Raw genomic sequence first — 11,988 nt, forward strand, 5'->3', positions numbered from 1 at the left:
GTTCGTTGCCGGATGCGAACCGTACCGGCGTCGGTCAGCGGTGCTGGAAACGACCGGGACACAACCGTCACCAACCAGCCCCCATACGCCGGGATCGCCCCGTTTGCAGGGAACTTCGCCCTGGCGAAACCAGGAACCACACCGATACCGTCATTGCTCTTGACTGAACTTCTGTCTCACGGGGAGTCACTGTGAAGCGCCGCTCTTTGCCCGTTGCTGCCGCGTTCGCCGCGACCGCGGCCCTGCTCCTGACGGCGTGCGGAGGTGAGGACGGGAGCTCCAAGGCCAACGACGAGATCGCGGGAGCCGACACCGGCAAGACCGGGAAATCCCCCTCACCGGCCGCCGCAGCCACAGACTCGGCGCAGCGCCCCGAGGTGGAACTGCCCAAGGACGTCACCAACACCTTCGACGGCTGGAAGACCGGCGACGCCGCGAAGGACGCGGTGCTGGCCGACGCCTCCCGCCGCATCGACGCACTGGCCTACGCCATCACCCAAGGCGACCCGGAGGAACCGGTGTTGGGCTTCTACTACAAGGACGACGCCTTGCTGGGTGCCGCGGACTGGGTCCAGGAGTTCGTGAAGGCGAAGAAGTCCATGACGGGCGAGACCCGCTACTTCAAGCCGAACGTCAACGTGTACGAGAAGGACAAGGCGACGCTGACGTACTGCTCCTTCGAAGGCGAGGCGTTCGTCAAGGACAGGCAGACGGGCAAGGCGGAGAAAACTCCGGTCACCGACAACTCCTACCTCCTCTACTCCACTCGCCTGGAGAAGAGCGACAAGGGCGTGTGGCAGACCGCCGTGCTCAACTCTGAAAGGGGCAACGACTCGTGCACGCCGTGATGTCCGCTCGCCGGTTGTTCCCTGCCGCCGGCATTGCCGTTGCATGTGCTCTCATCGCTCCTCCCGCCCACGCCGACGTGGACCTCGGCAGCGGCAACGAAGGGGCCAAGGTGAAACAGGAAGGCTCGAACAGCGGGAGGACACTGGAGTCCCGGATCACCTTCAGCGGCTCCACCAGCGGCGGGGGCGGCAACACATCGGGGAGCCTCAAGCCGGTGGGGAACTGGACACCGCCGGCTTGCTGGTACGAGCCGAGGTCCGCGGAGGAGTTCGCGAAGTACATCGAGGACATGTACGAGACCACCGTCAACGCCCCGGGACAGCACAGCTACGCCAAGACAAGCGCCGGCAAGACCCGGGAGAAGTACAAGGACGGCGAGTACGAGAACTACAACCTCGAGAAGAAGGACGAGGGCAACTGGTGGATCGCCGTCCAGGACGAGGACCGCTGGATGGAACCGGAGGCGCAGGTCTGCGACCGGGAACCCTTCTGGGTGGAGAACGGTGACGCACCGGACGTAGAGAACGCGGTCACTCCTCAGGTCCTGGCCGAACTGGCCTACAACCGCGTTCGGCTTCCCACCACCGAGGTCACTCTCGCTCCCGCGGAGACCACCAAGGTCAACCTCCCGACCTGGGCGTGGCTGGACAAGGCCGAGTTCAAGGAAGTCTCCGTGACCGCATCCCTGGACGCGGGCGGGGTGAACATCCAAGCCACCACCACGGCCAAGCCCGTCTCCCTCAAGCTGGAACCGGGCACGGACGACGCCGAGACCTACCCCGCATCCGGGGAATGCACGATCAACGACGACGGGTCGATCGGCGAGCCGTACGCCGAGGGCAAGGCCGACGAGACCCCGCCCTGCGGCCTCAAGTACCTGCGTTCCTCCGGTGACGGCACCTTCACACTGCAGGCCACGGTCACGTGGGACATCACCTGGGAAGGCACGGGCGGTGCGGGCGGCGACCTGCCTGACGGGACCTTCGGCAACGACCAAGCAGTGACCGTCCAGGAGATCCAGGCCGTCAACCGTTAGCCCCGCACCGCGCGAATCACCCCTACGAAGACTGCATTACAGGAGACCAGTCGGAGCCATGGCAGGCGACTCAGATCTGATTGTCAATGTCGACCTTCTCATCGAATCGGAGTCCGCTCTGAGCAAGATCCAGAAGGAGCTCAAGGACATCAACAACAGAAAAGACGAGATGCGCCCCTACTGGGGCAGCGGAGAGATCAGCGAAGCGATGGGCGATTTCGTCGACAACTGGGACGACTACCGCACCAAGATGATCGAGAGCCTGGAAGGCGTTGGAAAGCTCATAACAAACACCATCGACGGGTTCACCGGGGCCGACGCCGCTCTCGCAAAGGAACTCAAGAAAGCGAGGAAGGGCAAGTGAGCGCTTCCTCGAAACCGCGCCCCAGGGACTGGCACCCACTCGCCGAATCCGACCCCGTGCCGGGCGATGCAGAAGAGATACGCGATGAAGTGAAGCACATGAAGAGCGTGGCATCCGCTCTTCGGGACCAGGCCGAGCGACTTCGTAAAATCAAGAACGACGACGAACTCAAAGGCAAGTACGCCGGCAAGCTTCGCGAAGATTCCGAGGTGCTGGAAAAACACCTGCGAGAGGTCGCAAGCCGTTACGAACGTGTACACGTCCACCTGTCCAACTGGGCCAACGACCTGGAGTACTACCAGGGCGAAGCCGACAAGGTCCTGGCCAACGCGAAAAAGGAACAGGAACAACTCGACGCGGAAAAAGCAAAAAAAGATTCCGGAGACAGCGACACTCCAAAGCCCTCGGAAAGCGAAACCGAGGGAGACCCCCTACACAAATACAGAACACAGCTCAGCGGCATCACCCGCGACCGAGACGAACGCGCCGGGCATTACGCCAAGAAAATTCGCGAAGAAATTGACGACATTATCGAGGACAGCTTCTGGGACGACATCAAGGGATGGATTCACGATAACGTAGATGCGATCAAACTGGTACTGGACCTGGCCGGCTGGGCAGCCACCTTCTTGGGAATGCTGGCTCCATTCTTGGCCTTCATTCCCATCATCGGTCAGATAGTAATAGCCATTTCTATCTTCGTGGCTCTGTCTCGTTTCATCATGTTCCTGGCGGGCGAAGCAAGCCTCACCGAGGTGTTCGTCGACTGCATCGGCCTGATGGCTTTCGGCGCGGGTCTCAAGATGCTGGGCAAATTGAAGGTCGCGAACAGTGCGGTCAAGACCGCGTCCAAAGCCCAGCGCACGACGCGCCTCAAGGATGCCGTCCGGGCGAACAAGGCCGCCCGTGAAGAAATTAGCCGGGTGCTTGCCACGACCAGTGATGACGGACTCAAGTCCTTCGCCCGCGACTCACTCAACCGATTGCGCAGAGAAATCCTGGACAACGCGGGGCGGGTGACCGATGAAGCTCCGGTGAGCCTCAACCGTTTCGAAAAGATAGGGCTCGGAAACTCTGACGCTCGGGCCTTGATGGAGAACATCAGGCGCAACGCCGACGCTTTCCCCGAGTCCGGAGCGGAAGCTCTCGGAAAATCCCAGAACTATTACAGAGCTGCTGTTACAGCAGCTGTGACAGGCACCGCGGCGGACCTCACAGACAAAGCTCTTGGCGAAAGCCCTCTGTTCCCGGGCAAGCCTTTCTACGCACCCTACGAGGACGGGAAGGGAGAATTCATCAAACTGCCCGAAGACACGCACTGGTAGGACACAGAAGATCGGATGGATGAAGCGACATGAACTCGAACGAATCACTAGGGATTCTTCAGAAATTGGGCGGCGGGCATGTAGCACTCGCCAAAATCTGCATCATCGGCGGCTTCGCGTCAGTGTTTGTCGCCGCGATCGCGGCCCGTTTGCCGGACACGGCCAAGGACGCTCTCTACTGGATTCAGCGCGGCATCGTATCCGCAGCCATCATCACTTTGCTGATTCTGTTCATCAAGTATCCCCGCCACGCGTCACGTCCGGAGGGATTGACACTGCCCCTGGTCATGTCGATCGCCCTCGCGCTGGCCTCTCTCGTCACAGCTTTCTGGCCCGGCGTCTTCGTTGCTTTGGTCACTCCCCTCCTGGTCGCCGTCTCATGGCTGTGGGAAAGGTTCAGCCGTGACTGAGGTCAATCTCAAGAATTCCCCCACCGGTTACAACTTGGTTCCCCCACCAGGCTGGGAACAGATCGAGCTGCAGAGCGACTCCCTCAACGAGACGCTGCTGGGAATCGTCGACCGTTCCATGAACGAACTTCCGCATGACCTGCCGAAGGACGACATCACCAGAGTGCGAATGGAACTGTTCAAGCAGCTCAAGAAGGGAGCAAGGAAAGCCGCCAGGGGAAACGGCCACATGCTCTACATGCCCGTGGAGCGTGTGCAGGGCACTTTCATTCCAGCGTCCTTCGTCATCTCCAAACCTCTCGACGGTCCGGGCTCGAGCGCATTGACCCAGGAAGTCATGGGGGCGGTGGCAGGCGACCGCGGCGACAGTGAGCCCGTCGAAGTCGACGGCGCACGGGGAATTCGTATCGAGTACGTCGCTCCACCTCAGGAGGACATCGAGGCGCAGTTTGCGTCCCGTCGCGTCGAATACGTTCTCCCTGTCCCCGGGAGCCCCACTCCCCGGTGGCTGACGATCAATTTCAGCGCAGTGGGAGACGGTAACCCGGACAGCGAGTTCTCCGACGCTCTGGTGAGTCTCTTCGATGCCGTTATGACAACTTTCCGTTGGAGTTATGCATGATTTTTTTCGAAACCGAGGCTGATCCCACCAACTGGTTCCTGATGCCGCTGCACTGGACTGAACTCGACCAAGACAAGATCGAGGACTGGTCGCGAACCTGTGCCGAGATCATGTCTCGGCGGCATAGGAAATGGTGGAGGAGCCCGAACAAGGACGCACTCACCACACGGTTCCGTCTGCTGGTGGAGTCACACCCGCACCCCGCAATTCCGGCAGACCAGGTTTTCCTCTATGGCGGTGATCCCCGTCGCATCCCCCAGGTCTTTTACGCGCTCGCCGTCCGCAGCGACGGCGGAGATCGCCGCAAGGAGCTCCTCACGCTGGTCCAAGCCGACAAGGGGAACGACGTCAAGCCGCCAGAGGTCGAGACGTTTCACTCCGACCGCATGGGAGACGGGCTGCGCTGTCTGCAGTACTTCGACGACGCCGGGCAAGTGTGTGTCTCGCTGAATTACGGATGGTGGTCGGAGGAGCACCAGACCTACGCGTCACTGCGAACGGTCACGGGTGATCTCGGCTGGCTCATGTCCCTCATCGACGAATGGGACGATTTCGCCCGCAGTATCTGGCTGAACTCGAATCCCCAGTAGCTCGGCTTGGACATGCACCGACCCTGTTCCGCGCCGGCGAGGAGAGTCCTGACATGACACGCAGGGGCAAGCAGCGCGCGGCGACGGAGCGTCTTGGCATCCACGCCGAGGCGGGCGGCTGGTGCACGATCGACAAGATCCCGCACCCTCCTGCGGATGTGCTCCAGGCCGCGGACAATCCTCGACTCCGCCCGGCGAGGATGCGACCACTGGGCATGCTCGGTGCGGCACTTGGTGCACCTTTCATCCTCGTGATCACGTTCTTCGAGCTTCTGGCCAAAGCGGAAGAAGCCGTCATGCGGTCCCTTGACACAAGGGACGAAAAGGAACGGTTGCGGGTCAAGAAAGAGGACGAGAAACGCCGTCGGGACGCCATCACCGCCCAACAAGGCATCGACAAGGTCTTCGACGGCAACTGGCACGGCGACGCCGGGCAGTTCCTCCTGCGGTGGTACGGCCACTCGACCCACCACCAGCGGCTTCTGCTCGCGACCACGGAGGGGATCGCCCTGGCGGCCCCGCCGCGGCGCGTCAGTGCGGGACGGGAGAAGCACCTGCAGATCGTCGCCCGTCTTTCCGCCGCCGAAGCGACCCTCGCCGATCCCTTCTCCGGTGAGTTCAAGACGAGGATGCTGCTGATCCGCTTCCAGGACGGGTCCTGGCTGCGGGTCGACACGGAGGAGTTCCGCAGCGACCTCCACATGTACGTGCTCCGGCAGCCTCTCACCGGCAGCTGACACGACCCCGTCGGCCGTCCGCCCGGTGCGTTCGGCATCCGCCGCCGCGGCTCAGTCGTGCGGAACCTGCTCGACCACCTTCTCGCCGAAGCACCACGAGCCCCGGGTGCCCCACGTCTCCGCGCGCAGCCCCGTCCACCAGGCGATCCGGGCGGCACGACGGTGCGAGACATCGGGGTACTCCTCGGGGGTCACCTTGATGTAGCCGCGGCGGTCGTCCGGGTACGTACGCAGGGCCTCGCGCAGCCTCTCCTCCTGCTTCTCCTGTATGGAGCGATCACCGGTGGCCCGCTCGTACACCTTGCGTACGATTCCCGGCCCCTTCAGCACGTCGCGCCACCTCGCGGTGTCCGAGCCCTGCCCGGTCATCCAGCCGACGGCACCGAGCGCGGCGACGGCCGAAGCGCCGGCACCGACCAGTTCACCGGTGGCGTCGGCCTGGCCCGGAGTCCGGGGGCGGAGCTCACCCTCGGGATCCTCGATCACCGTCAGCACCTGGTCGACGTCGTGGAGCCCGGACGTCGTCTCCATCTCCGGACCGGGGACCCGGGTGCCGTCCTGTCTCCGAAGTGTGCAGCCGGACGGCACGCCCCTGTGGTTCTCCCGCCCGACACCTGACCGCACACATGACCTGACCGCACCCCGCGGCTACGGCATCGTCCAGGCCTGCCTGACCCGGCAGATTCTCGTCCTCGCGGACCGCGCCTTCTGGCCGGGCATGATCGCCGTCCCGGCTTGGGCTCTCCTCGTCGGCATCACCTACGCAGTGGAAGGGATGCGGGAGCATCATGGCCACCGCTGAGCGCCGCCGCCCCCCGAACGGTTTCGACCTGGTGCCGCCGCCCGGCTGGGACGTGATCCCCCTACGCACGGGCACCAGGGAAGCGATGGACCGTGTCGTCCGCAAGGCCGTCGCACAACTGCCCGCCAGCTTTCCCAAGGACGACATTCCGAAGGCCCGGCTGAAGCTCACCCAGGAGATGAAGAAGGTCGTCCGCCGGGCCAGCGCCAAGGGGGGAATGACCCTCTGCCTCCCCACCGAACCCCTTCACGGCGTCGCGCTGCCCGTCTCGATCGTGGCCTCCGAGCCGATCGAGATTCCACGGGTCAGGCCCAGCAGCGGCCCGGAAGCGGTCCTGGCCGCGCTCGCCTCCGTGACTCCCGGTGCCGAGACACGGGAACTCGACGACACCGCGGCCCTGCGCTCGGAGCGAGACGTACCCGCCGACGCGGCCAAGGGCGTCGACGTCGCTCACCGCCGGGTCGAGTACTTCGTTCCGGTCCCGGACAGCGCCCCCGACCAGTACCTGACCTTCTCCTTCAGCGCCCTGATCGCGCCCGGCTCGGATCCCGCCTTCTACGACACCCTCGTGGAGCTGTTCAATGCCGTGATGGGCACCTTCCGCTGGAGCTACGCCTGAAGGCTCCCTTCTGCCGTGTCCCCCGAAGAAAGAGACCGCTCATGTCCGAAGGCACCCTGTGGAGCACCGACCTCGGCGCCCCGCTCCACATCGACACGGATGCCAACCCAGACCTCTGGGGCTATCTCCACCTCCAGATCGACAAGAAGAACTTCAAGGAATGGCTGGGCCTGCACCTGACCGGCCTGGCCGCCGTCCACGACATCGAACTCACCCGCAAACTCCGCCGATTCCACAAGAGCTTCTACGAGCAGACGATCGTCACGCTCCGGGACAAGCTCCAGGCCGACGAGGCGTTCATCTACCACCCCGTTCCGCTGACCTACATGCCGCTGGTGATGCACGCCACCCGCATCCACTGCGAGGCCCGTGACGCGTCCTCCTGCGAGGGGATCACCGCGGCCACGGTGCCGCACCCGGAGATCCCCGAGTGGCAGCAGCGAACCGGCAGCATTCCGTTCCCCTCGCCGCACCTGGGCGCGGACGGGGTCCGGGTCACCCGCTCCTACCCTGCGGACAGCACCATCATGATGACCTCGGTGACGTACCACTGGCACACCCCGCCCGGCCTCCCCGACGTCCTGCTCCGCGGGCACCACGACGATCCGGAGGTGATCGCCGCGGCACTGGAGGCACTGGACGACTTCGCGCGGACGCTCCGGCTTCCTGATGCGGCCCATTGACCGGAGCCGCCGGGGGCAGGACTGATGGGACTTCCCCCTGCGGCCTCGAGTACCCGTTCTCTCTCCCCCCGGCGACGGCGTTCGAGAAACCATGCGGGAGTAGCTGCCCTGCCGCAGGTTCGAGCTCTCCTCCGCAAGCGGGCCCCAGGCGGGATTGTCCTCGGTGAGGGCGTGCAGGGGCAGACTGCCGGGTGCGATCATCGTGCTGGTCTCCTTCAGGCTTCGACACCTCGAAGACCAGCCGGTGGCCGTTCGTCCGTGCGGGCACCGTCCCGATGCCGGAACGAGCCCCGGATCAGACCGAACCCGTACACCACTTCCCTGGACGCAACCGGACAGCATGGGACGATCGACCGCACCACGTCGTCGCAGAGCAGCCGCATCGGCCCTGCGCTACGAACACCGAACGGGAAGGCCCGGCCCAGCCGGGAAGAAGGAGAAGGACGCCGGTGTGACCCCCGGGGGCTGCCTGGTGGGTCTGGGCTGTGCCGGCCTCATGGTCCTGGCGGCCACTCTCGACTGGCTTTGGGGTGATGACGCGTGGCAGTGGGCGGCGGCATCATGGCCGGGCGGTGCTTACGCCTTCGCGGTCTGCATCGGTGTGATCGGGCCTTGCCTCGCGGCGCTCTCCGTCTTCAGCCTGAGCCACATGGGCTGGAAGTCGTGGAGGAAGCATCCGGCGCGCACACTCACTCACACGGCGGTGGGTGTGGCGTCCACGGTTGCGCTGATGCCCTTGGGGTCCTTGATCACCAACGCACAGAACAGTGGCGGGTGGGCCCGTAGCCGTACCTCTTCCCCCACCTGGGTGTTCAGTCACTACCCGTGGCTCTGGGCCGTCGGGCTGGCCTCCACCGTCGTCAGCGCCATCCTGCTCATCCGGGTTGTCGTCGCTTACCACCGATTGCGGCGCCGATCACCCGCCCCAGGCGCCGAGAGCGGATCCCGGCAGGATGCCGTGCCCCCGGAATCGCCATGACGCGCGGCACCTTCAGTGGCCAGGCCTTCCCCGGCCTCGCCCGTCAGTCCCAGTGAAGCGTGCCGGCCACCGCGTCGCACTTGGACTGGATCGCACGGACTGCAATGGCAACGGGTCCCATCAGGAACCGTCGGTACAGCCGCCGCCTCTTTACCGGTCCTTGCTCTGGGTCACCGGAGCCGCTCATTCCCACGGCCGTCTTCCGTTCTGCTCGAGAGCTTCGGACTATCACTTCCGATGCGCCCAGCGGGCCCGTGTCATAGGCAGGCGGACATGCTGCTGGTGCCTCCGTCTGTGCACCCGACGCACCGAATCCTGTTCCACGTCGGCAAGGAGAACCTCGACATGACGTGTAGGGGCAAGCAGCCCGTGGCGACGGACCGCCTCGGCATCCACGTCGAAGCAGGCGAGTGGTGCCGGACGGCGGCGTATGTCGCCCGGGCGTTTCAGAATTCCACCGTCAGCGTCTGCGCGATGCCGTCGGCAGCCTCTTCCATTTCCTGCGTCAGTCCAGGGACGGTCCACGACGCGAGGACCATCACCGCCACTTCCGAACCAGTGGGCCGGATCCCGTACGTGAGCGTCTCCATCAGGATTCCGGGCCCCCGGGGCGGAGGATCGTCCGCGGCGAAGTTCTGCCGGATACGTACGGCAGGACCGACCGGCAACTCCGTGCGCGTGATCTCCGGCGTACCGAAGTCATCTGCGCTGAACGTCTCGGCCAGCCAGTCCAGAGTGATGCGGGGAACCGCCTCGTCAGGGTGGATCAGGTCCACTTCCAAGGTGGCAAGGGCCGTGTCGAACCCGTCGGGGTAGAGGGCGAAGGCGTAGAAGGGATCGCGGCTGCGGCTGTCTTCCGCCCGGACCCGGAGGTCCCTCCGCAACGTACTTCTGTCCAGCTCGTAGCCTGCCGCCCTGCTGCGGTCACGCAACTCCGTCGCGGTGCCCTTGGCCCAGCCCTTCACGTCGTCCGACGGCTCGAGCGGGAGGGGTACCCAGTCGGTGGGAACGACGATGCCGCACGTACGGATCTCACTCATGGGCGCTGCCTCCGTCCGTCCACTTCAGCGAGGCCGCCACTGCGTCGAAGAGTTCGACCATCGCGTCGGCGATCTGTACGAGGGGAGTGGAGAAGGTCAACAGCAGGTGTGCCTCGGTTCCGGGCACCGGAACTTGGTAGTCCAGCGTGACAGAAGGGAGGGCGTCGTCAGGGCTTCCCGGCACGCCGGAGGGAGCGGAGACGTCCGGCTGCCCGGTCGCCCTGCGCGTGCGGACGGCAGTGCCCGCGGCAAGCTCGACGACCGAGGCGTCGACCGCGGTGTCAGCGGCGAGGCGGTCTGAGACGCCCTGCGGGGCCGGCCGGCTCCCACCCGGTCCGGGCTGCAACAGCGTGACCAGAAGCGAGGCGGGAACGGTGAGCGGGCCTGCCTGCTGGAAGCTGAGGTACAGCTCGATGCCCCCTCACGGAATGCCGCGGTCGCCTGTGCCAAGAGGTCTTCCCGCAGCCGCCGCTTGACGTGCGGGGCGTTGTCGACCCCGGCGAACCGACGGTCGATCAGGGCATCGACCGAGCGTTCACGGCTTTCCGGGTCGATATGAACCCGGAACCATCCCTCCGGGAGCAACAGCTCGTAGTCGGCGGGCGGTGCCGACCCGGCACCGCCCCCCACGGTCCCGGTCACAGGTCCTCCGATGTCATCGGCTTCTTTCATACGTTGTCCTACGACTCCCCGAGCGCCCTGTCATACCAAAAGCGGCTGACCAGCGCGCTGATCAGCGAGGGCACCAGCACCACCGTGATGGTCAGCGCGGACAGGCAGCCCGCCGGAATCGCGGGACCCATGTCGCTGAAGAGCCCTGCCAACAGCACCGCACTGAAGAGCGGGAGGGAGAGAAGCTCGTTCCGGCCGATGACCGAGCGGTACCAATCAGTCTGCTTCCTGGCTTCTCCCGCACCCATGGGCGACATCACACGGACCTCCGCCGCGAGCATGAGCCCCTGCCACCAGTCCTTCGGTCGACGGACGCGAGCGCTTTGATCTCGTCCGCCTGCTTCCTGATGGACTCGGCGGTCTTCCTCAACTCCCGGCCGAGTTTGGCGACTTAGACCGTGTCCTACGTGGTAAGGCGGATGAGTCGCTTGTAGCAGCACAGGGCGGCGGCGAGGCCGAGAAAGGCCAGGTAGTTGCGGGGATCGCGCTCGTAACGAGGGCTCAAGCGGCGGTAGCCGGACAGCCACGACATCGTCCGCTCGATGACCCATCGGCGGCGCCCTAATCGCTTGCTGGACTCGATTCCCTTGCGGGCGATGCGCACGCCGATCCGCTTCCCGCGCAGCCATCTGCGCAGGTCAGCCCGGTCGTAGGCCTTGTCCGCATGCAGGCGCTGCGGCTTGAAGTGCCGGCCGCGGTGGGGGTCGTGTCTCGTTTGGTGACCCTCCACCATCGGCTTCAGCCCTTCGCTGTCGTGGGTGTTACCCGCAGAGACGCCGACGAGAAGGGGCAGTCCGTTCGCGTCCGACAGGACATGCATCTTGGAACCCGGCTTACCCCGGTCCACGGGGCTCGGACCTGTGTATTCGCCCCTTTTTTAGCCCTCACGTGGGCGGTGTCCAGGACGACGCGGGTGACGTCGAGAAGGCCGGCGTCGTCGAGCCGGTGCAGCACGGCCTCGTGCAGCCGGCCCCAGACACCGGCTCTCGACCAGATCAGGAACCGCCGATGAGCGGTCGACTTCGAGACGCCGAAGCACGGCGGCAACGCGCGCCAGGCGCAGCCGGACACCAGGACGTAGATGATCGCGGCGAACAGCGTCTCATCAGGCGTGTCCTGCGTTCCACCGCCCTGCGGCCGCACCCTCGACGGAGGGATCAACGGCTTCGCGATCTCCCACAGCCCGTCCGGAACAATCCAACTCCACGTACCCCGCCCCATGCCGAGTTCAACGACGCCTCACCACGTAGGACACGGTCT

Annotated in this window: 15 protein-coding genes and 1 pseudogene; 11 read left to right on the top strand and 5 right to left on the bottom strand. The window is 65.0% G+C overall.

The genetic code is table 11. From position 1 onward, the window contains the following. Nucleotides 1-191: 191 nt before the first annotated feature. The 8 genes from FHS37_RS08785 to FHS37_RS08820 are packed head-to-tail and all read left to right on the top strand — an operon-like array spanning nt 192 to nt 5,933. Nucleotides 192-848, top strand: a complete 657-nt coding sequence (locus FHS37_RS08785) for a hypothetical protein (protein WP_184818713.1) — start codon at nt 192-194, stop codon at nt 846-848. Beyond that, on the top strand, nt 848-1,885 hold the full coding sequence (locus tag FHS37_RS08790) for a hypothetical protein (protein WP_184818858.1): 1,038 nt from the start codon (nt 848-850) through the stop codon (nt 1,883-1,885). The genes FHS37_RS08785 and FHS37_RS08790 overlap by 1 nt, the downstream gene beginning before the upstream one ends. A 58-nt stretch (nt 1,886-1,943) precedes the next feature. Continuing rightward, complete coding sequence (locus tag FHS37_RS08795; protein WP_184818715.1) at nt 1,944-2,249, top strand: WXG100 family type VII secretion target; 306 nt, start codon at nt 1,944-1,946, stop codon at nt 2,247-2,249. Then, nucleotides 2,246-3,574: a putative T7SS-secreted protein gene (locus tag FHS37_RS08800; protein WP_184818717.1), complete on the top strand. Its 1,329-nt coding sequence runs from the start codon at nt 2,246-2,248 to the stop codon at nt 3,572-3,574. The genes FHS37_RS08795 and FHS37_RS08800 overlap by 4 nt, the downstream gene beginning before the upstream one ends. Before the next feature lie 29 nt (nt 3,575-3,603). Continuing rightward, the gene (locus FHS37_RS08805) at nt 3,604-3,984 is read left to right on the top strand and encodes a hypothetical protein (protein WP_184818719.1); all 381 of its coding nucleotides are present in this window, start codon (nt 3,604-3,606) and stop codon (nt 3,982-3,984) included. Continuing rightward, nucleotides 3,977-4,606, top strand: a complete 630-nt coding sequence (locus FHS37_RS08810; protein WP_184818721.1) for a hypothetical protein — start codon at nt 3,977-3,979, stop codon at nt 4,604-4,606. The genes FHS37_RS08805 and FHS37_RS08810 overlap by 8 nt, the downstream gene beginning before the upstream one ends. Continuing rightward, on the top strand, nt 4,603-5,196 hold the full coding sequence (locus FHS37_RS08815; protein WP_184818723.1) for a hypothetical protein: 594 nt from the start codon (nt 4,603-4,605) through the stop codon (nt 5,194-5,196). Before FHS37_RS08810 ends, FHS37_RS08815 begins: the two co-directional genes overlap by 4 nt. Nucleotides 5,197-5,249: 53 nt before the next feature. Next, on the top strand, nt 5,250-5,933 hold the full coding sequence (locus FHS37_RS08820) for a hypothetical protein (protein WP_184818725.1): 684 nt from the start codon (nt 5,250-5,252) through the stop codon (nt 5,931-5,933). A 51-nt stretch (nt 5,934-5,984) separates the two neighbouring features. Here the strand turns inward: FHS37_RS08820 and FHS37_RS08825 are convergent, their stop codons facing one another. Then, nucleotides 5,985-6,464, bottom strand: a complete 480-nt coding sequence (locus FHS37_RS08825) for a hypothetical protein (RefSeq protein ID WP_184818868.1) — start codon at nt 6,462-6,464, stop codon at nt 5,985-5,987. Between the two features lie 43 nt (nt 6,465-6,507). Here FHS37_RS08825 and FHS37_RS08830 point away from each other — a divergent pair. The 3 genes and pseudogenes from FHS37_RS08830 to FHS37_RS08840 all read left to right on the top strand — a co-directional run. Beyond that, nucleotides 6,508-6,642: pseudogene (locus tag FHS37_RS08830) on the top strand (IS5/IS1182 family transposase); the annotation flags it as partial. Nucleotides 6,643-6,721: 79 nt separating this feature from the next. After that, on the top strand, nt 6,722-7,354 hold the full coding sequence (locus FHS37_RS08835; protein ID WP_221499422.1) for a hypothetical protein: 633 nt from the start codon (nt 6,722-6,724) through the stop codon (nt 7,352-7,354). A gap of 41 nt (nt 7,355-7,395) precedes the next feature. After that, complete coding sequence (locus tag FHS37_RS08840; protein WP_184818727.1) at nt 7,396-8,037, top strand: hypothetical protein; 642 nt, start codon at nt 7,396-7,398, stop codon at nt 8,035-8,037. Nucleotides 8,038-9,462: 1,425 nt separating this feature from the next. Here the strand turns inward: FHS37_RS08840 and FHS37_RS08845 are convergent. From FHS37_RS08845 to FHS37_RS08860, 4 genes are all read right to left on the bottom strand, one after another. Continuing rightward, the gene (locus FHS37_RS08845; protein WP_184818729.1) at nt 9,463-10,056 is read right to left on the bottom strand and encodes a hypothetical protein; all 594 of its coding nucleotides are present in this window, start codon (nt 10,054-10,056) and stop codon (nt 9,463-9,465) included. After that, nucleotides 10,049-10,183, bottom strand: a complete 135-nt coding sequence (locus FHS37_RS40465) for a hypothetical protein (RefSeq protein ID WP_268254581.1) — start codon at nt 10,181-10,183, stop codon at nt 10,049-10,051. The genes FHS37_RS08845 and FHS37_RS40465 overlap by 8 nt, the downstream gene beginning before the upstream one ends. A 553-nt stretch (nt 10,184-10,736) precedes the next feature. Continuing rightward, nucleotides 10,737-10,976, bottom strand: a complete 240-nt coding sequence (locus FHS37_RS08855; RefSeq protein WP_184818731.1) for a hypothetical protein — start codon at nt 10,974-10,976, stop codon at nt 10,737-10,739. 155 nt (nt 10,977-11,131) lie between these two features. Continuing rightward, nucleotides 11,132-11,949 (bottom strand): IS5 family transposase gene (locus FHS37_RS08860; RefSeq protein ID WP_184818733.1). Its coding sequence is split into 2 segments (ribosomal slippage): nt 11,132-11,601 and nt 11,601-11,949, totalling 819 coding nucleotides; the frame shifts between segments, so codons are not numbered across the junction. Nucleotides 11,950-11,988 lie beyond the last annotated feature (39 nt).

Origin of the sequence: Streptomyces griseomycini (genome assembly GCF_014203535.1) — a bacterium.
Lineage (GTDB): Bacteria > Actinomycetota > Actinomycetes > Streptomycetales > Streptomycetaceae > Streptomyces > Streptomyces griseomycini.